General features: G+C 74.4%; 20 protein-coding genes and 1 pseudogene. 10 read left to right on the forward strand and 11 right to left on the reverse strand.

Annotation, left to right across the window (positions count from 1 at the left end; translation table 11 throughout):
• Window positions 1–128 (reverse strand): annotated as a pseudogene (locus ACFPL3_RS41230) (electron transfer flavoprotein subunit beta); the annotation flags it as partial.
• 583 nt (window positions 129–711) lie between these two features.
• On the opposite strand from ACFPL3_RS41230, the gene ACFPL3_RS41235 reads away from it, so the two are divergent.
• The 5 genes from ACFPL3_RS41235 (at window position 712) to ACFPL3_RS41255 (ending at window position 5,057) form a co-directional block, all read left to right on the forward strand.
• Window positions 712–1,017 (forward strand): hypothetical protein, encoded by a 306-nt coding sequence (locus ACFPL3_RS41235; protein ID WP_343941205.1) that lies wholly within the window; start codon window positions 712–714, stop codon window positions 1,015–1,017.
• Window positions 1,018–1,034: 17 nt separating this feature from the next.
• Complete coding sequence (locus tag ACFPL3_RS41240) at window positions 1,035–1,370, forward strand: YnfA family protein (protein WP_343941206.1); 336 nt, start codon at window positions 1,035–1,037, stop codon at window positions 1,368–1,370.
• On the forward strand, window positions 1,367–2,137 hold the full coding sequence (locus tag ACFPL3_RS41245; protein WP_343941207.1) for a methyltransferase domain-containing protein: 771 nt from the start codon (window positions 1,367–1,369) through the stop codon (window positions 2,135–2,137). Before ACFPL3_RS41240 ends, ACFPL3_RS41245 begins: the two co-directional genes overlap by 4 nt.
• Window positions 2,134–3,618: a glycoside hydrolase family 57 protein gene (locus ACFPL3_RS41250; protein WP_343941208.1), complete on the forward strand. Its 1,485-nt coding sequence runs from the start codon at window positions 2,134–2,136 to the stop codon at window positions 3,616–3,618. The genes ACFPL3_RS41245 and ACFPL3_RS41250 overlap by 4 nt, the downstream gene beginning before the upstream one ends.
• Window positions 3,619–3,800: 182 nt before the next feature.
• Complete coding sequence (locus ACFPL3_RS41255) at window positions 3,801–5,057, forward strand: glycosyltransferase family 4 protein (RefSeq protein WP_343941209.1); 1,257 nt, start codon at window positions 3,801–3,803, stop codon at window positions 5,055–5,057.
• A 7-nt stretch (window positions 5,058–5,064) separates the two neighbouring features.
• Here ACFPL3_RS41255 and ACFPL3_RS41260 read toward each other — a convergent pair whose 3' ends face one another.
• Window positions 5,065–5,223 carry a hypothetical protein gene (locus tag ACFPL3_RS41260; RefSeq protein ID WP_343941210.1) on the reverse strand — a complete coding sequence of 53 codons (159 nt, stop codon included), beginning with the start codon at window positions 5,221–5,223 and terminating at the stop codon, window positions 5,065–5,067.
• 97 nt (window positions 5,224–5,320) lie between these two features.
• Entirely contained in the window at window positions 5,321–6,049 is a 729-nt protein-coding gene (locus ACFPL3_RS41265) for an acyltransferase (RefSeq protein ID WP_343941211.1), read from the reverse strand.
• 52 nt (window positions 6,050–6,101) lie between these two features.
• Here ACFPL3_RS41265 and ACFPL3_RS41270 point away from each other — a divergent pair, with 52 nt between their 5' ends.
• Complete coding sequence (locus ACFPL3_RS41270) at window positions 6,102–6,938, forward strand: ribokinase (protein ID WP_343941212.1); 837 nt, start codon at window positions 6,102–6,104, stop codon at window positions 6,936–6,938.
• Complete coding sequence (locus ACFPL3_RS41275) at window positions 6,935–7,927, forward strand: nucleoside hydrolase (RefSeq protein ID WP_343941213.1); 993 nt, start codon at window positions 6,935–6,937, stop codon at window positions 7,925–7,927. The genes ACFPL3_RS41270 and ACFPL3_RS41275 overlap by 4 nt, the downstream gene beginning before the upstream one ends.
• A gap of 51 nt (window positions 7,928–7,978) precedes the next feature.
• On the opposite strand, the gene ACFPL3_RS41280 is transcribed toward ACFPL3_RS41275, so the two are convergent.
• The 4 genes from ACFPL3_RS41280 to ACFPL3_RS41295 all read right to left on the reverse strand — a co-directional run bounded on the left by ACFPL3_RS41280 (window position 7,979) and on the right by ACFPL3_RS41295 (window position 11,483).
• Complete coding sequence (locus tag ACFPL3_RS41280; protein WP_343941214.1) at window positions 7,979–8,602, reverse strand: response regulator transcription factor; 624 nt, start codon at window positions 8,600–8,602, stop codon at window positions 7,979–7,981.
• Window positions 8,603–8,718: 116 nt separating this feature from the next.
• On the reverse strand, window positions 8,719–9,351 hold the full coding sequence (locus tag ACFPL3_RS41285; protein ID WP_379590938.1) for a response regulator: 633 nt from the start codon (window positions 9,349–9,351) through the stop codon (window positions 8,719–8,721).
• A 17-nt stretch (window positions 9,352–9,368) separates the two neighbouring features.
• A complete protein-coding gene (gene macS, locus ACFPL3_RS41290; RefSeq protein ID WP_343941216.1) occupies window positions 9,369–10,514 on the reverse strand; it encodes a MacS family sensor histidine kinase in 1,146 nt (381 codons plus the stop codon).
• A 9-nt stretch (window positions 10,515–10,523) separates the two neighbouring features.
• Entirely contained in the window at window positions 10,524–11,483 is a 960-nt protein-coding gene (locus ACFPL3_RS41295) for a class I SAM-dependent methyltransferase (RefSeq protein ID WP_343941217.1), read from the reverse strand.
• 36 nt (window positions 11,484–11,519) lie between these two features.
• Between ACFPL3_RS41295 and ACFPL3_RS41300 the strand changes: the two genes are divergently transcribed.
• Window positions 11,520–11,867 (forward strand): hypothetical protein, encoded by a 348-nt coding sequence (locus ACFPL3_RS41300; protein ID WP_343941218.1) that lies wholly within the window; start codon window positions 11,520–11,522, stop codon window positions 11,865–11,867.
• A 106-nt stretch (window positions 11,868–11,973) separates the two neighbouring features.
• Here ACFPL3_RS41300 and ACFPL3_RS41305 read toward each other — a convergent pair whose 3' ends face one another.
• The 4 genes from ACFPL3_RS41305 to ACFPL3_RS41320 form a co-directional block, all read right to left on the reverse strand.
• Window positions 11,974–12,753, reverse strand: coding sequence for an enoyl-CoA hydratase/isomerase family protein (locus ACFPL3_RS41305; protein ID WP_343941219.1), 780 nt, complete (start codon window positions 12,751–12,753; stop codon window positions 11,974–11,976).
• A complete protein-coding gene (locus tag ACFPL3_RS41310; RefSeq protein ID WP_343941220.1) occupies window positions 12,750–13,442 on the reverse strand; it encodes an alpha/beta fold hydrolase in 693 nt (230 codons plus the stop codon). Before ACFPL3_RS41310 ends, ACFPL3_RS41305 begins: the two co-directional genes overlap by 4 nt.
• 40 nt (window positions 13,443–13,482) lie before the next feature.
• A complete protein-coding gene (locus tag ACFPL3_RS41315; RefSeq protein ID WP_343941221.1) occupies window positions 13,483–14,763 on the reverse strand; it encodes an MFS transporter in 1,281 nt (426 codons plus the stop codon).
• A 188-nt stretch (window positions 14,764–14,951) separates the two neighbouring features.
• Window positions 14,952–15,716, reverse strand: a complete 765-nt coding sequence (locus ACFPL3_RS41320) for an ABC transporter ATP-binding protein (RefSeq protein WP_343941222.1) — start codon at window positions 15,714–15,716, stop codon at window positions 14,952–14,954.
• Window positions 15,717–15,805: 89 nt separating this feature from the next.
• Between ACFPL3_RS41320 and glgX the strand changes: the two genes are divergently transcribed.
• The gene (gene glgX / locus ACFPL3_RS41325) at window positions 15,806–17,806 is read left to right on the forward strand and encodes a glycogen debranching protein GlgX (RefSeq protein WP_343941223.1); all 2,001 of its coding nucleotides are present in this window, start codon (window positions 15,806–15,808) and stop codon (window positions 17,804–17,806) included.
• A gap of 50 nt (window positions 17,807–17,856) precedes the next feature.
• Window positions 17,857–18,294, forward strand: coding sequence for a universal stress protein (locus tag ACFPL3_RS41330; protein ID WP_343941224.1), 438 nt, complete (start codon window positions 17,857–17,859; stop codon window positions 18,292–18,294).
• Window positions 18,295–18,593 lie beyond the last annotated feature (299 nt).

Consider the following 18,593-nt stretch of genomic DNA (forward strand, 5'->3'; position numbering starts at 1 on the left):
TCGACCGCACGCTCGTTGATCTCGTCCAGCACCGCGTCGGTGGCGTCCCGGTCCAACGTGCCATCAGAACGCAGTTTCCGTTCCGAGTACGTGTCGGGCACCTGCTTGACCAGCACGACGATGTTCATCGGACCTCTTCGACCTCCTGCCGGTGCGGACCTGCCGCGATTGGCCTGTCGGACGCTCGGCGTCCCGCGCCGAACCTGCGCCAACCCTGCCACCACCTGGCGGGTCGGGCGCGCGGGACGCCCGGTTTCGGGCAATTGTTACCGGCGAGTAGCTGTGCGGCAAACGCCTCGCCGGTGAGACTCCTCACCTGCACGGTGTGAACACCGGGACGGCGGGTAACTCCGGCAGATGGCACTTCTGCGACGAATCCGCACCTTCCTCACCAGCCCGCAGGGCCGGCGTCTCACCGAGCAGGGTAGGCGTATGGCGGCCGATCCGCGCAACCGCGAACGGGCCCGCGGCTTCCTGTCCCGGCTGCGCCACCGCTGACGCTGAGCCGTCCGGCCGCGGGTCGGGACGCCGAGACGGGCGAACATGAGGCGTTGACCACACGGGGTCGCCTCCACCCGAGTACTGTCCGGCAACCCCACCCGCGGAGCCGCACATGCACCCATCGGGCCGCCCCCGCAGCGGTGGCACTGTGGGCGTCGTGCCCGACGCCCCTCCTGCCCGACCGCCCCGCACCCACTCCGGGTGGCACCGATGATCGTCACGGGCTACGACGACCGCCAGGGTTGCGGCTACGTCCTGCGCACCGGCGCGGACGCTGCGGCGGCGACCCCGGTCGGTGAGGAGGTCACCTACGAGGGCATCACGGTGAGGTGCACCCCCGAGCTCGCCGCGATGCTGCGCGACGCCCTGCTCAACCGGCCCACCGCGCTGCTGTCCTGGCAGGGTCCGCGGGTGCCCCTCACGCTCGACGACAGCACGATCCTCGCCTGGCTCATGCACGACGTGGGCGGCGTGCTGTCGGTGCGGGGCGCGCCCCGCCCGCCTGCCGTCGGCTGAGAAATAGGTTGTCCCGCGTGACCGTCGCGCGCTCCGCAGCACTGTTCGTCCTCGCCGCGCTCGCCGAGATCGGCGGCGCGTGGCTGATCTGGCAGGGCGTACGCGAGCACCGCGGGCTGCTCTGGATCGGCGCCGGGGTGCTCGCGCTCGGCGCGTACGGGTTCGTCGCCACGCTGCAACCCGACCCCCACTTCGGGCGGATCCTCGCCGCCTACGGCGGGGTCTTCGTGGCCGGCTCGCTGCTGTGGGGTGTGGTGCTCGACGGGTTCCGGCCCGACCGCTACGACCTCATGGGCGCCGGGATCTGCCTGGTCGGGGTGGCAGTGATCATGTACGCCCCGCGTCCGGCGTGACCCCCGAACAGGCCCTGCCCCTCACGGGTGAGCGCACCGTGCCGGGCATCCCCGAGGAGAATTACTGGTTCCGCCGCCACGAGGCCGTCTACGCCGCACTGCGCGACCGGTGCCCGGGGGCGGTGGTGCTCGAGGCAGGCAGCGGTGAGGGCTACGGCGCCGCTCTGCTTGCCGAGGTCGCCGCGGCGGTACTGGCGCTGGAGCTCGACGCCGCGGCGGCCACGCACGCCGCCCGGCGCTACCCCGGCCCCGCCGTGGCACGGGCGAACCTGGTGGCCCTGCCGGTGCGCGACGGCGGTTGCGACGCCGTGGTGTCGCTGCAGGTGATCGAGCACCTGTGGGACCAGGAGCGGTTCCTGCGTGAGTGCCACCGGGTGCTGCGCCCCGGCGGGCACCTGCTGCTCTCCACCCCCAACCGGCTCACGTTCTCCCCGGGCCGCGACACCCCGCTCAACCCGTTCCACACCCGCGAGCTGTCGGCCGCCGAGCTCGCCGGGCTCGTCCGCGGAGCCGGGTTCGCCGACGTCGAGGTCCGCGGCCTGCACCACGGGCCCCGGCTGCGCGAGCTCGACGCCCGCCACGGCGGCTCGATCGTCCACGCGCAGGTGGCCGTCGCGCTCGCGGGCGGGACGTGGCCCGCCGCCTTGCTCGCGGACGTCGAGTCGGTGGGGGTGGCCGACTTCGTGCTGCACGGAGCCCAGATCGACACCTGCCTGGACCTCGTGGTGACGGCCCGCAGGCCCCCGTCCGTAGCGTTGCCCGCGTGACCGAGCCCGTCGGGACCTTCTGCCTGGTGCTGCACAGCCACCTGCCGTGGCTCGCGCACCACGGGCGCTGGCCCATGGGCGAGGAGTGGCTCTACCAGTCGTGGGCGCACGCCTACCTCCCGGTCCTCGACCTCGTGAACCGGCTCGCCGCCGAGGGCAGGCGCGAGCTGCTGACGCTCGGTGTCACGCCGGTGCTGGCCGCGCAGCTCGACGACCCGCACTGCCTGCGCGGCGTGCACGGCTGGCTCGGCGACTGGCTGCTGCGCGCCCACGGCGCCGCCGCCCGCATACCCGACCTCGCCGCGCGGGAGCACCGCGCCGCCACTGCCGCCCTGGAGGTGTTCGCCCGCGACTGGCGCCACGGCGCGTCCCCGCTGCTGCGCACGCTCTCCGACGCCGGCGCACTGGAGCTGCTGGCCGGCCCTGCGACCCACCCGTTCGGGCCGCTGCTGCAGCCCGCGGTGCGCGCGTTCGCGCTGGAGACCGGGCTCGTGGACGCCACCGTGCGGCTCGGCAGCCGTCCGGCCGGGATCTGGGCGCCCGAATGCGGCTACGCGCCCGGGATGGAGCACGGGTACGCGGCGGCCGGCGTGCGGAGGTTCCTGGTGGACGGCCCGGCGCTGCGTGGGGACACCGCGCTGGCCCGGCCCGTCGGCGACTCGGGCGTGCTCGCCTTCGGCCGGGACCTCGAGGTGACCTACCGCGTGTGGTCGCCGCGCTCGGGCTACCCGGGCGGGAGCGACTACCGCGACTTCCACACCTACGACCACCCCTCCGGCCTGAAGCCGGCGCGGGTGACCGGGCGGCGGGTGCCCACGGAGGCCAAGCGGCCCTATGACCCGGCCCGCGCCGCGGCCGCCGTCGCCCGCGACGCGGCCGACTTCGTGCGCGTGGTGCGCGAGCGGCTCACCGCGATCCGCAGGCGCATCGGACGGCCCGGGCTCACCGTCGCGGCGTTCGACACCGAGCTGTTCGGCCACTGGTGGCACGAGGGGCCGCGCTGGCTGGAGGCCGTGCTGCGCACCCTGCCCGAAGCCGGGGTGCGGGTCACGACGCTGCGCGGGGCGGTCGACGCCGGGCTGGTCGGCGCCCCGGTCGCGCTGCCGCCGTCGTCGTGGGGGTCGGGGAAGGACTGGCGGGTGTGGGCGGGCCCGCGGGTCGCCGACCTGGTGGCGCGGCAGGAGCGGGTGCAGAAGGCGCTGCTCGGCGCGGTGACCCCGGGGCTCGCGCGCGACCCGCTGCGCGACGCCCTCGCCACCGAGGCCCTCCTCGCCCTCTCCAGCGACTGGGCGTTCATGGTCAGCAAGGACTCCGCGGCCGGCTACGCCCGCGACCGGGCCGATGCGCACGCCACGCGCGTCGAGGAGCTGGCCGGCCTGCTCGGCGCCGGCCGCAGGCGCGCGGCCGAGCGTCGGGTGGCGGGCTGGGGCGGCGACGACGCCGTCTTCGGCCACCTCGACGCCCGCGGCCTCCTCCCCTGAGGGCAACTCGCCCCGCGAAACGGGAGATTCGCGCGGCCGGGCGGGGGACTCGCGCGGGCAGGCGGGAGACTCGCCGAAGGGGGGCGCGAGTCTCCCGTTTCAGAGGGCGAGTCTCGCGTTCGGGGAGCTGAGTGTCGCGTCGCCGACACACGCCGCGACCACCGACCGATAGGTTCCACGGCGTGCGCGTGCTGATGGTCTCGTGGGAGTACCCGCCCGTCGTCGTCGGCGGCCTCGGACGGCACGTGCACGCGCTCGCCACGGAGCTCGCGGCGGCCGGGCACGAGGTCGTCGTGCTCTCCCGCCAGCCCGCGGGGACCGACGCCACCACCCACCCGACCACCGACGACGTGCTGGACGGCGTGCGTGTGCTCCGCGTGGCGGAGGACCCGCCGCACCTGGAGTTCGAGCGCGACCTGGTGGCGTGGACGCTCGCGATGGGGCACGGGATGCTGCGCGCCGCGCTGACGCGGCTGGCGCCGTGGCGCCCGGACGTGGTGCACGCCCACGACTGGCTGGTGGCGCACCCGGCGATCGCGCTGGCCGACGTGCTGGAGGTGCCGCTCGTCGCCACGATCCACGCCACCGAGGCGGGCCGGCATGCGGGCTGGCTGTCGTCACCGCTGTCGCAGCAGGTGCACTCGGCGGAGTGGTGGCTCGCGCAGCGCGCCGACACGCTGATCACGTGCTCCGCGGCCATGCGCTCGGAGGTGGCCGAGCTGTTCGAGGTGGACCCGGAACCGATCGTGGTGCTGCACAACGGGATCGCCCCGCGCCGCTGGCGGGCGAGCACGGCGCGGGTGCGCGCGGTGCGCGAGCGCTACGCGCCCGGCGGGGCGCCGGTGCTGCTGTACCTCGGCCGGCTGGAGTACGAGAAGGGCGTGCAGGACCTGATCGCGGCGCTGCCGCGGATCAGGCGCGCGCACCCGGGCACGCGGCTGGTGATCGCGGGCACCGGCACCGCGCACGACCAGCTGGTTGAGGCGGTGGCGGCCCACCGGGTGCGGCGCGGCGTGACGTTCACCGGCCACCTGCCCGACGCCGATCTCTCCGCGCTGCTGCGCTCCGCCGACGCGGTGGTGCTGCCGAGCCGGTACGAGCCGTTCGGGATCGTGGCGCTCGAGGCGGCCGCGGCTGGAGCGCCGCTCGTGGCCTCGACGGCTGGCGGCCTCGGCGAGGTGGTGCTGGACCGGGAGACGGGCCTGTCGTTCCGGCCGGGGGATGTGCCGGGCCTGGCCGCGGCCGTGGGAACGGTGCTGTCCGATCCGCGGGCCGCGGCCCGGCGGGCTCGCGCCGCCCGGAAGCGGCTGGGGAGCGCTTTCGAGTGGAGCGGCATCGCAGCCGCGACGGCCGCGGTGTACGCGGGGGCGGCCCGGGGTGCCGCAACCGCGCACGGTCGCCCGAAGATCCCGACGGGGAACGCTTTCGGGCGGGCCTAGAACTCGCTCAGGCGGCGTCGCTGCGCAGCACGGCGAGCGCTGCGTCGGGGTACTCGGCGGCGAGTTCGTCCACGAGGTCATCGCGGTTCTCGCCGATCGCCGCGTTCACCGCGAAGGCGTACTCCTCCTCCAGCTCCTGCAGGCGACGGACGGTGGCGTCCTTCATGGTCGGAACGCTTCCTCTCGGAACGGTGTGTGATTCCACCGTGACCAACGGGACGAGCGCCCTCTTCGTTCCCGGACGGCCTGCGACATGCCGAGGCTCACACCGACGGGTGTCGCGCGAGCCTCTCCTGCACGGCGGCGGCGGTCTTGCGGGCGATGTCGGCGATGTCGGCGCGGCGCTGGGCGGCGGCCTCGTAGTCGGCCTTCCGGTCGCGCACCACCCGGGCGGGCGCCCCGACGGCGATCGCGTACTCCGGGATGTCGCCGCGCACGACGGCGTGGGCGCCCAGCACCGTGCCGCGGCCCACGCGGGACCCGCGCAGCACGGTGGACTTGACCCCGAGCCAGCAGTCCGGCCCGATGCGCACCGGCGTCTTGACGATGCCCTGGTCCTTGATCGGGACGTGCACGTCCTCGGTGCGGTGGTCGAAGTCGGTGACGTACACCCAGTCGGCGACGATCGTGGCGGCGCCGATCTCCACGTCGAGGTAGCAGTTGATCGTGTTCTCGCGCCCGAGCACGACCTTGTCGCCGATGCGCAGGGAGCCCTCGTGGCAGCGAATCGCGTTGCCGTCGCCGATGTGGACCCACCGGCCGATCTCGAGCCGCGCGAGCCCGGGCCGCGCGTGCAGCTCCACCCGCTTGCCGAGGAAGACCATGCCGCGCAGCACCACGTGGGGGTTGGCGAGGCGGAAGCGCAGGAGCCGCCAGTAGCGCACGAGGTACCAGGGCGTCCAGGCGCGATGGCGCAGCACCCAGCGCAGCGAGGCGAGCGTGAGGAAGCGCGCCTGCCGCGGGTCGCGCCCCGGCCGCCGCCAGCTCGTCATGCCCGCGACCCTATGCCTTGCGCGGGCGGCGGTGATCGACGAACGTTTGCCCGTGCCCCGGATCGCCGTCGTCGGAAGCGTCAACCTCGACCTCGTGGCGAGGGTGCCGCGGCTGCCCGACCCCGGTGAGACGCTCGCGGCGAGCGGGCTGCGGCGGGTGCCCGGCGGCAAGGGCGCCAACCAGGCGCTGGCCGCCCGCAGGCTCGGCGCCGACGTCACGATGGTGGCCGCCGTGGGCGCCGACGCCGCGGCCGACGAGGCGCTCGCCCTGCTCGCCGCCGACGGCGTGCGGCTCGACCGCCTGCGCCGCGAACCCGGCGAGCCCACCGGCCACGCGCTCATCACCGTGGACGACGCGGGCGAGACCACGATCGTGGTGATCGCCGGGGCCAACGACACCCTCGCGGTCAACCCGGACGACGTCCGCGACGCCGACGCCGTGCTCACCGTGCTCGAGATTCCCGACGCCGCGGTGGCCGACACCGTGCGGCTCGCCACGGGCATGGTCGTGCTCAACGCCGCACCCGCGCGCCCGCTGGCCCCGGAGCTGATCCGCGATGTCGACCTCGTGGTGGTGAACTCCGCCGAGTACGCGGCCATCGACGGGCTCGACGCCGCGGGTGCCGTGGCCGTGACGCACGGCGCCGAGGGCGCGGTGCTGCGGCGCGGCGGGCGGGAGGTGGCCCGTACCGCGCCGCCGCCCGTCACCGTGGTGGACGGCACGGCGGCGGGCGACTGCTTCACCGCGGCCCTCACCGTGGCACTGCTGGAGGGCGCCACCGACGCCGAGGCGCTGCGCCGGGCCTGCGCCGCCGGCGCCCTGGCCGTGACGAGGGCGGGCGCGCAGCCGTCGCTGCCGACCGCAGCCGAACTGGAGGCCGTGCTGTGACCACCCCGATCGTGATCGACACGGACCCCGGCGTGGACGACGCGGTGGCGATCATGCTCGCGCTCGCCTCCCCCGAGGTGGAGCTGAAGGCCGTGACCTCGGTGTTCGGCAACGTCGCTCTCGACGCCACCACGGCGAACGCGGGGCGTCTCCTCGCGTTCTGCGACCGGGCGGACGTGCCGCTCGCGGCGGGTGCCGCGCGCCCGCTCGTGCACCCGCAGGCCGAGCGGGCCGGCGAGGTGCACGGGTGGGACGGGCTCGGCGGGCGCGCCACCACGCTCCCCGAGCCGGTGGCCCCGCAGCCGCAGCCCGCGGTGGAGCTGCTCGCGTCGGTGCTGCGCGCGGCCGACCAGCCGGTGACGCTCGTGCCGATCGGCCCGCTGACGAACATCGCGCTGCTGCTCGCGGTGCACCCCGAGCTGGCGGGACGCATCGCGCGGATCGTCTGGATGGGCGGGTCGCTGGGCGCGGGCAACACTGTTGATACCACTGGTGGATCTCCCCCTCGCTCCGCTGCGGGGTTGATCCACCAGACACGCGTCGGTGGGGCGGCCGAGTTCAACGCGCACTGCGACCCGGAGGCCGCGCACCGCGTGCTCACCCAGGCCGACGTGCCGGTCACGATGGTGCCGCTGGACCTGACGCTGCGCTGCGCCGCGGGCCCCGAGTGGATCGAGGCGCTCGCGGCGGGCGGGCCGCGGGGAGCGGCGCTCGCCGGCGTGATCACGCACTACCGCGCCGCCTTCCGGGCCCGCTACGGCGTGGACGCGGTTGCGGTGCACGACGCAGTGGCGGTGCTGGAGGCGGTGCGCCCGGGCACGCTCACCACCACCCCCACGCCGATGGCGGTGGCCTGCGACCTCGGGCCCGCCCGCGGGGCCACGGTGGGCCTGCCCGAGGGCGCGGGCGTGCCGGTGCAGGTGGCGCTGGACGCCGACACCGTCGCGGTGCTGGCCGAGATCCTCGAGCGCCTGCAGCACCTGGACTGACCCACCCCGTGAGTGGATACCAGTGCTGGAGCACTCGTATCCACTCACGGGTCAGGCGAGGCCGTGTTCGATCGCGTAGCGGACCAGTGCGGCCCTGCTGTGCAGGTGCAGCTTGCGGAGCACGTTCTGCACGTGGTTCTCGACCGTGCGCGGGGACAGCACCAGCCGAGTGGCGATCTGGCGCGCGGTGAGCCCCTCGACGACGAGCCGCACGACGTCGGACTCCCGCTCGGTGAGGTGGCGCTCGCGCTCGACGGCGGGCCGCCCGAACTCCTCGAGCAGGACGTCGGCCAGACCGGGGCTGAACACCACCTCCCCGGCGGCGGTGCGCCGGACCGCGCCGGCGAGCTCGAAGGGCTCCACCGGGCCGGCGAGGTGGCTGGTGGCCCCGGCGCGGACGGCGGCGAACGCGACGGCGTGGTCGGGCAGCGAGGTGAGGGTGAGCAGGGGCACCTGCGGCACCGCCGCGGCGAGCACCGCGACGGTGTCGAGCGCGGAGCCGTGGCCGTCGAGGTCGACGACAACGACCTGCGGGCGGCGGGCCTCGACGAGCGCGAGCGCACCGGGCGGTTGGGTGCTGCCGGCCACGGCGACGCTCCCGTGTGCGAGCGCCTCCACGACGTGCGGGACGGGCCGCGCGGTGGCGACGAGCACGACGGAGGGCTGCGCGTTCATCCGGTCGACGCCGCCCTCCGCCGCACGATCATGTCCGGATCCTCCCAAAGTGGGAGGGCTCGCGGAGCCGGTTGCGACCCGATCACCCGTACGGCGCAGGGGGTGACCGTCGGTGCTCACTCGTCGACGATGCCTTGCTCGATCGCGTAGCGGGCGAGCTGCACGCGGTTGTGCAGCTGGAGTTTGCGCAGCGTGCTCTGCACGTGGGTCTCGACCGTGCGGTGCGAGACGCCGAGCCGCTCCCCGATCTGGCGGGCCGTGAGGCCCTTCGCGACCAGGCGCAGCACGTCGGTCTCGCGGTCGGTGAGCGCGGGCACCGGCGGCCCGGAGCGGTCGGTGCCCGCGAGCCTGCGGTACTCGCCCAGCACGAGGCCCGCGAGGCCCGGGGTGAACACCGGGACGCCGTCGGCGGTGCGCTGCACGGCCGCGAGCAGCTCCTCCGCGCTCGCCGACTTCACGAGGTAGCCGACGGCCCCCGCCTTCACCGCCTCCAGGACGTCGGTGTGCTCGCCGCTCGCCGAGAGCACGAGGATGCGGGTGTCCGGCAGCGCCTCGAGGATCCCCTCGATGGCCTGCACCCCGGAGGTCTCGCCGAGGTTGAGGTCCATCAGCACGACGCGCGGGCGCACGGCGCGCGCGATCCGCACGGCGGCGGCCGCGTCCGGGGCGGTGGCCACCACGTCGAGGCCGCGCTCGGTGAGGTCGCGGGCCACGCCCTCGCGCCAGATCGGGTGGTCGTCGACCACCATCACCGTGATCGCATCCGTCACGCGCGGTCCTCCCGTGCCAGCTCGATGGTCCACTCGGTGCCACCCGGCCCGGTGTCGCAGGTGATCGTGCCACCGAGGTCGCGCACCCGGCCGCGCATGGACCGCGCGACCCCGAGCCGACCCTCGGCCTCCGCGGCGGCGAGCCTGCCCTCGGGGATGCCCGGCCCCTCGTCCCTGATGCTGATCTCCACGCCGGCGCCGACGTCGTCGAGCAGCACCCAGGCCGGCGCGTCCGGCCCGACGTGCAGCGCCACGTTGGCGAGCGCGGCGCCCACCACCGCCACCAGCTCGTCCACCACCGGGGAGGGCAGCTCGACGGGGTGGGCCGGGGTCGACACCGTCACCCGCGACGACGCGAGCGTGCGCAGGGCGGCCGCGAGGTCGCGGTGCCCGTGCGCGTCGACGGCGGCCGGCCCGCTGGTGAGCAGCGTGCGCAGCGCCACCTCCTGCTCCCCGGCCAGCGTGCCCAGCTCGCCCGCCGAGCCGCCGAGCTCGGCGCCGCGGCGCCGCACGTACCCGAGGACCTGCAGCACCCCGTCGTGCACCGCGCGCGCCAGCCGCTCCCGCTCGGCCATGGCCGCCTCGGACGCGACGGCGCGGCGCACGCGCTCCGCGGAGCGGCGCAGCACCGTGGAGGCGAACCCGATGGTCAGCCCGGCGAGGGCGAGCAGCTGGATGTCCGGCAGCTCGGTCTCCAGGCGCGCCTGGAACCCGACGAGCGCGGCGGAGATCACCGCGGCGGAGGCGACTCCACCCGGAACGCCGAACGCGACCGCGCAGGCCAGCACCGCTCCGGACGTCCAGATCGAACCCATGACGGGCGCATCGGCCGCGAGCTGCTCCGGCGTCTGCACGAGCGGGGTGGTGGCCATGACCGCGAACGTCACGACGACGTCGAGCACTGCCAGCCGACCGCGCCGCGCGTCGGCGGCGGCCGGGCGGCGCAGGTAGACGTACCCGGCGCCCGCGGTCCACGCCACCATCACCACGACGACGGCGACGGCACCGGCGCGCGACGCGTACTCGTCGAGCGAGAGCAGCACCCCGGCCGCGGCACTGACGAGCGTGAGGGCCCGGTACACCATCAGGCCGCGCCACAGCGGCTCGAGCGGGTGCTCGACGTCGGCGCCGGGGATGGTCATGCCGTGGTCCTAGGCGGGCTTCGTCCCGGTGAGCAGGGCGTTGTAGAACCACGAGCGCGGCACCGCCCGCGCGAGCACGTTGGCGTCCAGCCACGACAGGCGCTGCCACGACCGGTACGCGAACATCGCCCACCCCCACCCGAGCTTCCCCGGCGGCACCGCCGCCTCGAAGGTGCGGACCGGCCAGCCGAACATCGCCGCGGTGAGCTCCTCGGTGACGACCCGCGCGTCCCGGGCACCCGCACGGCGCGCCGTGGCCTCCAGCGCGGCCGGGTCGAACACGTGGATGTCCACCACCGCCTCCAGCGCCGCCGCCCGGGAGGACTCGTCGAGCTCCTCCTGCGGGCGCCGCCACTCCCGCAGCGCGGGCAGCCTGGTGATCGTGGTGACGGCCTTCCAGGTGAGGGCGCCGAGCCGCCGGGCGTACCGGTCGCCGATCCGCGTGGGTTCCCCCGCGAACACGAACCGCCCGCCGGGCCGCAGCACCCGCAGCACCTCGCGCAGCGCCAGCTCCACATCCGGGATGTGGTGCAGCACCGCGTGCCCGACGACCAGGTCGAAGGTGGCGTCGTCGTACGGGATGCGCTCGGCGTCGGCCACCCGGCCGTCGACGTCGAGGCCGAGGCGCTCGGCGTTGCGCAGCGCGGTCTGCACCATGCCCGGCGAGAGGTCGGTGACCGAGCCCCGCGTGGCCACACCTGCCTGCATCAGGTTGAGCAGGAAGAACCCGGTGCCGCTGCCCAGCTCCAGCGCACGTTCGTAGGGCCAGCCCAGCTCGCCCGCGGCGTAGCGGAAGCGGTCGGCGGCGTAGCTGGTGCAGCGCTCGTCGTAGGAGATCGACCACTTCTCGTCGTAGGTGCCGGCCTCCCAGTCGTGGTAGAGCACGTTGGCGAGCTTCCGGTCGTGCCGCGCCGCGGCCACCTGCTCGGCCGTGGCGTGCGGGTTCGGGGCCGGATCCGACGTGCTCATGGAGAGCGACCCTAGCGGGCACTAAGATCCGCGCCGATGAACGAGCGACGCGTGACGCCTCCCGCCGGAGCCTGGGGCGGGGGGCACGAGCCGCTGAGGCCGACGGCGGGGCACGGGGTCGTCGTGGTGGTGTCGATCGCGCTCGGCGCGGTGCTGGTGGCCGCCAGTTCACCGGTGGGCGGCGCGGGCATCGTCGCGCTGCTCATGCTGCTGGTCGGGTGCGCCGCGCTCGTCGTGCCGGTCGCCGTGATCGCCATGACCTGGGGACGGGCCGGGCAGCGCATCCGCGTGCTGTTCGTGTTCGCCGCCGTCGCCTGCGTGCTGGTGCTCGCGTTCGGGGTGGCGGGCATCGCCTCGCTCGCGCCCGGGCTGCTGCCGTCCTGAGCGGGGCCCCGCCGGGGTTCAGGAACGCCACGTTCCTGTCCCCCAGGTTCAGGAACGTGGCGTTCCTGAACCTGGGGACGGGACGGGGACGGGAGTCGAGGAGGCCTCAGCGGCCCGTGAACTCCGCCTTGCCCGGGCCGTTCTCCACGAAGGAGTCCATGCCGATCTTGCGGTCGTCGGTGGCGAACAGGGCGGCGAACAGCTCCGCCTCGAGGTCGAGGCCCGTGCGCAGGTCGGTGTCGAGCCCACCGTCGATGGCCTTCTTGGCCGCCGCGAGTGCGACGGCCGGGCCGTTCGCGAACTGCCCGGCCCAGCGGCGGGCGGCCGTGTAGACCTCGTCCGCGGGCACGACCTCGTCGACCAGCCCGATCTCCAGCGCCTCCTGCGCCGTGACCATCCGCCCGGTGTAGATCAGGTCCTTCGCGCGGGACGGGCCGATGAGCCGGGACATCCGCTGGGTGCCCCCACCCCCCGGGATGATCCCGAGCAGGATCTCGGGCTGCCCGAGCTTGGCGTTCTCGCCGCACACGCGGCGGTCGCAGCCCAGCGCCACCTCCATGCCGCCGCCGAGCGCGTATCCCGTGATCGCCGCGACCGTGGGCTTGGGCACCTCCGAGAGCGCCCCGAAGCAGGCGGAGAGCCGCCGCGCCACGGGCGCCATGTCGGCGTAGGAGAGCCCGGCCATCTCCTTGATGTCCGCGCCGGCCGCGAACACCTTCTCCCCGCCGTACACGATCACGGCCCGCACGTCCGCGCGCCGGGCCGCCTCCTCCGCGCAGGCCTTCAGCTCCTCCTGCACCTGCCGGTTGAACGCGTTCATCGGCGGCCGGTCCAGCCGGATCGTGCCGATGCCACCGTCCACGTCGAGCGTCACGAATTCGGTCACACCCGGGACAGTAGGGCCTCCGCCAGTTCGACGGGACGGCTGAGCGCGAGCAGGTGGCCGCCCGGGAGCTCCTCCACCTCGACGCCGGGGAGCCGTTGTGCCACCACCCTGCGCTGGAACTCCAGCGGGAAGAACCGGTCGTCGCGGCCCTGGAGGAACCGGGTGGGCACGTCCGGCCAGGCGGGCAGTGGCCACGGCGCCGCGAAAGGCGTGTCGGACTGCACCAGCTCGACCGACATCGCCTCGGCGACCACGTCCGGCGGGACGTCGTGGAGGAAGTCGACGAGCGGGTCGAAGGTGTCCGCGGCGCGTCCCTCGCGCGCAGCGCACACCGCGCGCGCCTCGGCCTGCCCGGTGGCCGCCCACCACTCGCCCCCGGTCTCGCCCGGCGCCGGGACCATCGCGTTGAGCAGCACGATCGCCTCGACAGGCACCCGCTGTACCACCAGCGGCACGGTGAAGCCGCCCATCGACTGCCCGACGAGCACGAGTCCGGCGCGCCGGTCGCCGATCGCCGCGACCACCGCGTCGGCGTACTCGGCGAACCCTGCCCCGTCATCGGCAGCCGGGAGGTCGACCGCGACGGCCTCGTGGCCGCGCGCCAGCAGCTCGGGCACGAGGCGGTGCCAGTACCACGCCTGCCCGCCCGCACCTGGCACCAGCACGAACGTCCTGACCCGCGCGCTCATGCCCCCAATTTAGGAGTAAGTACCGGGGCTTTGACGCGCGTCAGGCCTGGGCGGGCGGGGCCACCTCCTCGCGCGGCACGGCCGGAGCCGCGGCCGGGTCGGCCTCGGTGGCCGGGCGCACCAGCAGGATGCACACGAAGCCGATCAGCGCGGCGATCGCGATCATCATCGGGATCGGCCAGTAGGCGCCGCCCGCGGCGCCCACCAGCGACGTCGCGATGAGCGGGACGAACCCCGCGATCGCGCCACCGAACTGGTAGCCGATGGAGGCGCCGCTGTAGCGGACGTGCGCGGGGAACATCTCCGAGTACAGGGCGGCCGTCGGCGAGTACACCGCGTTGTGGCCGATGCAGATGGAGACCACCACGGCGACCCACGCCAGCACCGCGACCTGCGAGGTGATCAGGAAGTTCAGCGGGATCGCGAACGCCGCGATGAAGAGCGTGCCGAACACGACCACCCGGCGCCGTCCCAGGCGGTCGGACAGGATGCCCATGAGCGGGATCGTGACCAGCTGCACCGCGCCCGCGGCCGTGACGCCCACGAGGTAGAGGTTCTGCTCCAGGCCGTAGGCCTTGGTGGTGTAGGCGATCGTGTACACGGTCATGGCGTAGAACAGCACCCCGTGGGCCAGGTACAGGCCCGCGGCGAGCAGCACGTTGCGGGCGTCGCGGCGCAGCAGCTCGACCACCGGCACCTTCACCACGCGCTGAGTCTTCTGCACCCGCGTGAACTCGGGCGACTCGGTGATGCGCAGCCGGATGAACAGCCCGACGCCCACCAGCACGATGCTGATCAGGAACGGCACCCGCCAGCCCCAGGCCAGGAACTCGCCCTCGGGCAGCTGCTGCATCACCAGGAACATGCCCGTGGCCAGCAACCCGCCGACGGCACTGCCGACCTGCGCGAAGCTGCCGAAGAAGCCGCGGCGCTTCTTGTCCGAGTGCTCGACGGCCATCAGCACCGCGCCGCCCCACTCGCCGCCGACCGCCATGCCCTGCACGAACCGGAGCAGCACCATGAGGATGGGCGCCCAGATCCCGATCGTCGCGAACGTCGGCATCAGGCCCATCAGGAAGGTGGCCACCCCCATCATCGTGAGGGTCACCACCAGCGTGGTCTTGCGCCCCACGCGGTCGCCGATGTGGCCGAACAGCAGCCCGCCCACCGGCCGGGCGACGAACCCGACCGCGAACGAGGCGAAGGCGGCCAGGGTGCCGGCGAGCTCCGAGAAGTTGGGGAAGAACAGCTCCCCGAACACCAGCGCCGACGCCGTGCCGAAGATGAAGAAGTCGTACCACTCGATCGACGTGCCGATCATGCTGGCGAGGGCCACTCGCCGCGTGGATTCCGCCTGAGCCGGAGTGCTCTGCGTGGGCATCGTTGCGTGCTGCCTTCCGGATGGGCGTCTGCCCGCCACCCCCCGCAGGGCCAGCAGTTCGCCTGGTTGTCTGTCTGTCAGACAAACATAGGGCGTGCAGCGACGTTGCGGAACAGGGAAATGTCCGGCTACCGCAACCAGGCCGTGTAGCGACCCCGCCGCTTCTGCACCGACAGGGGCAGGCCGAACGTCGCGCTCAGGTTGTCGTCGGTGAGCACGTCGTCCATGAGGCCCGCGGCCACCACCGCGCCCTCGCGCAGCAGCAGCGCGTGGCTGTAGCCCTGCGGGATCTCCTCGACGTGGTGGGTGACCAGCACCGACGCCGGGGCGTCCGGGTCGGCGGCCAGCGCCGCGAGGCGGCCGACCAGGTCCTCGCGCGCCCCCAGGTCGAGGCCCGCGGCGGGCTCGTCGAACAGGAGCAGCTCCGGGTCGGTCATGAGCGCGCGGGCGATCAGGGCGCGCTTGCGCTCCCCCTCGGAGAGCGTGCCGTACTCCCGCCCGGCCAGCGCCCCCACACCCAGTCCGGCGAGCAGGTCGTCGGCGCGCCCGGTGTCCATGGCGTCGTAGCGCTCCCGCCAGCGCCCCAGCACGCCCCACCCGGCGCTCACGACGACGTCGCGCACGACCTCGTCGTTCGGCACCCGCAGGCCCAGCGCCGCGGACGTGAGGCCGATCCGGGTACGCAGCTCGAACACGTCGACGGCGCCGAGCCGCTCGCCCAGGACGTGCACGGTGCCCGCCGTGGGGTGCAGCTCGGCCGCGGCGAGGCGCAGCAGGGTGGTCTTCCCCGCGCCGTTCGGGCCGAGCACGACCCATCGTTCGTCGAGCTCGACCGTCCAGTCGACGTCGCGCAGCAGGGTCGTCGTCCCGCGGCGGACGGTGACCCCGGACATCCGGACGACGGTGTCCTCGAGGTCCACCGCAGTGGGCAGGGGCTCAGAGCTTGATCCGGGCGCAGCCACGGGGCATATCCTCGCCGATCGTGCCGGTCTTCCCATTGGGTGCCCATGCCGACGAAGGTGGGGTGCGCTTCGCAGTCGCCTCCACCAGCGCGGATGCCGTCGACGTCTGCCTCGTCGACGGGATGGAGGGCGCCCTGTCGGAGAAGCGGGTGGCGCTCACGGAGCGCACCTTCGGGGTGTGGCACGGGTACGTCGAAGGGGTGGGGCCGGGCCAGCGCTACGGCTACCGCGTCCACGGTCCGTACCGGCCGGCCGACGGGGTGCGCGCCAACCCGGCGAAGATCCTCGTCGACCCGTACGCCCGGCGGATCACCGGCCGGGTCACCGATCTGCACGCCGCGCGCGGCTGGGCCGACGACCCGATGACCGGCCCGCCGAGCACCGTCGACTCGCTCGGCCACGTGCCGCTCTCCGTGGTCACCGGCCCCGACGCGCCTGCGCCCGGCCCGCGCCCGGACGTGCCGTGGTCGGAGACCGTGATCGCCGAGCTGCACGTGAAGGGCTACACACGGCTGCATCCCGACGTGCCGGCCGAGCACCGCGGCACCTACCTGGGGCTCGCCCACCCCGCCGTGATCGAGCACCTCCGCAGGCTCGGGGTCACGGCCGTCGAGCTGCTCCCCGTGGCCGCGATCGCCGACGAGCCGCCGCTGCTGGAGCGCGGCCGCACGAACTACTGGGGCTACGCGACGCTGGGGTTCCTCGCCCCGCACGCCGGCTACGCCAGTGCCCCGGGCGCGGAAGTGGAGGAGTTCCGCACGATGGTGGCGGCGCTGCACGCCGCGGGCATCGAGGTGATCCTCGACATCGTCCCGAACCACACCGCGGAGGGCGGCGTCGCGGGCACGACCCTGTCCTACCGCGGGCTGGACGCCCCCGCCTACTACTCGCTGCGCGGCGACGGCCACGACGCCGACATCACCGGCACCGGCAACACCCTCGATGCCGGCTCCCCCACCGTCATCCGGCTCGTGTGCGACGCGATGCGGTACTGGGTCACGTCGATGGGCGTCGACGGCTTCCGCATCGACCTCGCCAGCGTGCTCGGCAGGCCCCGCTCCGGCCCGTTCGACCCGCACGCGCCGCTGCTCACGGCGATCGCCGTCGACCCGGTGCTCTCGACCGTCAAGCTGATCGCCGAGCCGTGGGACGCCACCGGCGAGGGCTACCGGGTGGGCGGGTTCGGCGTGGCCTGGTCGGAGTGGAACGGGCGCTACCGCGACGCCGTGCGCGACTTCTGGCGCGGCCACGGCAGCATCGGCGAGGTGGCGTCCCGCCTGGCGGGCAGCTCCGACCTGTACCGGATCTCCGGGCGCAGGCCATGGGCCTCGATCAACTTCGTGACGGCGCACGACGGGTTCACCCTGCGCGACCTCGTCACCTACGAGCGCAAGCACAACGAGGCCAACGGCGAGGACAACCGCGACGGCACCGACGACAACCGCTCGCAGAACTTCGGCGAGGAGGGCGAGACGCGCTCCCCGGTGCGGGCCGCCCGCCGGCTCGCCACGGCCCGGGCGATGCTGGGCACCCTGCTGCTGTCCACCGGCACGCCCATGCTGCTGGGCGGCGACGAGCTGTGGCGCACCCAGCGGGGCAACAACAACGCCTACTGCCTCGACGACGAGACCTCGTGGGTGGACTGGTCGCGCCGCGACGGCGCGCTCGCGGCGTACACGGCCCGGGTGGCGGCGATCCGCCGCAGCTCCCCCGCCCTGCACCGAGACCGGTTCTACCTCGACGGCGAGGTGCTCTGGTGGCACCCGGCGGGCCGCAGGCTCAGCGGGGCCGACTGGCACGACGCCGGCCTCCACACCCTCGGGCTCCTGCGCGGCGAGTGGCTGCTGCTCCTGCACGCCGGCACGGACGCGGTGGCCGCCACGCTCCCCCCGGGTGGCCCGTACACCCCCGAGCTGGACAGCACCCGGCCCGACGGCCTCCCGGCCACGAGCCGCCCGCTCCCCGGCGGCGCGACGATCACGCTCCCGCCCCGCTCCCTCCTGCTGCTGCGCACCACGTGACCACCGGCCTGTGATCGGGGACACTGCCCTGCAGACCCCGGGAGGCGCCCGTGAACAGCCCCACCCTCGTCGTCGGCCACGGCCGCGACCCGTCCAGCGACCAGGCCCTTCGCACCGCCGTCGACCTCGCCTGCAGGCTCCACGCTCGGCTGCACGTCGTGCACGTCGTCGACCTCGACGACTACCCGCTCAACGTCGACGCCCCCGACTGGGAGCGACGCGGCGCCGAGGCCGTCGCCGAGGAGCAGCGCCACGTCGAACGCCTCCTCACCGGCGCCCCCGTACCGTGGACCTACGAAGCGCGCCACGGCGAACCGGCGAAAGCCCTCTGCGCCGCAGCGGCCGAGCACGACGCCCTGCTCATCGTCCTCGGCACGCGCGGCGAGGGCCTGCGCCGCGCACTCGGACGGCTGATGGACCCGTCCATCTCGCACGCGGTGATCCAGCGTCAGCACCGGCCGGTCGTGGTGGTGCCGGTGCACGAGTAGGGGTTCTTCCGGCCCGGCCTCCTGGTGGCGCCGCGCAGTCTCCGGGGCTTCGCGGGCAGGCCGGGGCCTGCCCGACCGGGCGCGCGGCGCCACCAGGCGGCTGCCTCCCCAGCAGATAGGACCGAACCGCCACTCTCACGCCGATCAAGGCGAGATGGTCGCTGTTGAAGAGGGCGGGCTCAACCGGTGGTTGCAACCAGGTGATCAGGGGAAGTGTGGATCATGGCTGGTGCGCGGTTGACCCGGGAGGAACGGGTCCGGATCGAGACGTTGTGGCGGGCGGGGTGGTCGTTCGCGGA

It is taken from the genome of Pseudonocardia zijingensis (assembly GCF_042657305.1).
Lineage (GTDB): Bacteria > Actinomycetota > Actinomycetes > Mycobacteriales > Pseudonocardiaceae > Pseudonocardia > Pseudonocardia zijingensis.

Bases quoted from the DNA above. Each gene is read 5' to 3' on its own strand.
- ACFPL3_RS41235 (WP_343941205.1), top strand. From the start codon at position 712: ATGATCGTCACGGGCTACGACGACCGCCAGGGTTGCGGCTACGTCCTG.
- ACFPL3_RS41260 (WP_343941210.1), bottom strand. From the start codon at position 5,223: ATGAAGGACGCCACCGTCCGTCGCCTGCAGGAGCTGGAGGAGGAGTAC.
- ACFPL3_RS41265 (WP_343941211.1), bottom strand. From the start codon at position 6,049: ATGACGAGCTGGCGGCGGCCGGGGCGCGACCCGCGGCAGGCGCGCTTC.
- ACFPL3_RS41280 (WP_343941214.1), bottom strand. From the start codon at position 8,602: ATGAACGCGCAGCCCTCCGTCGTGCTCGTCGCCACCGCGCGGCCCGTC.
- ACFPL3_RS41285 (WP_379590938.1), bottom strand. From the start codon at position 9,351: ATGGTGGTCGACGACCACCCGATCTGGCGCGAGGGCGTGGCCCGCGAC.
- macS (WP_343941216.1), bottom strand. From the start codon at position 10,514: ATGACCATCCCCGGCGCCGACGTCGAGCACCCGCTCGAGCCGCTGTGG.
- ACFPL3_RS41295 (WP_343941217.1), bottom strand. From the start codon at position 11,483: ATGAGCACGTCGGATCCGGCCCCGAACCCGCACGCCACGGCCGAGCAG.
- ACFPL3_RS41300 (WP_343941218.1), top strand. From the start codon at position 11,520: ATGAACGAGCGACGCGTGACGCCTCCCGCCGGAGCCTGGGGCGGGGGG.
- ACFPL3_RS41310 (WP_343941220.1), bottom strand. From the start codon at position 13,442: ATGAGCGCGCGGGTCAGGACGTTCGTGCTGGTGCCAGGTGCGGGCGGG.
- ACFPL3_RS41315 (WP_343941221.1), bottom strand. From the start codon at position 14,763: ATGATCGGCACGTCGATCGAGTGGTACGACTTCTTCATCTTCGGCACG.
- ACFPL3_RS41320 (WP_343941222.1), bottom strand. From the start codon at position 15,716: ATGTCCGGGGTCACCGTCCGCCGCGGGACGACGACCCTGCTGCGCGAC.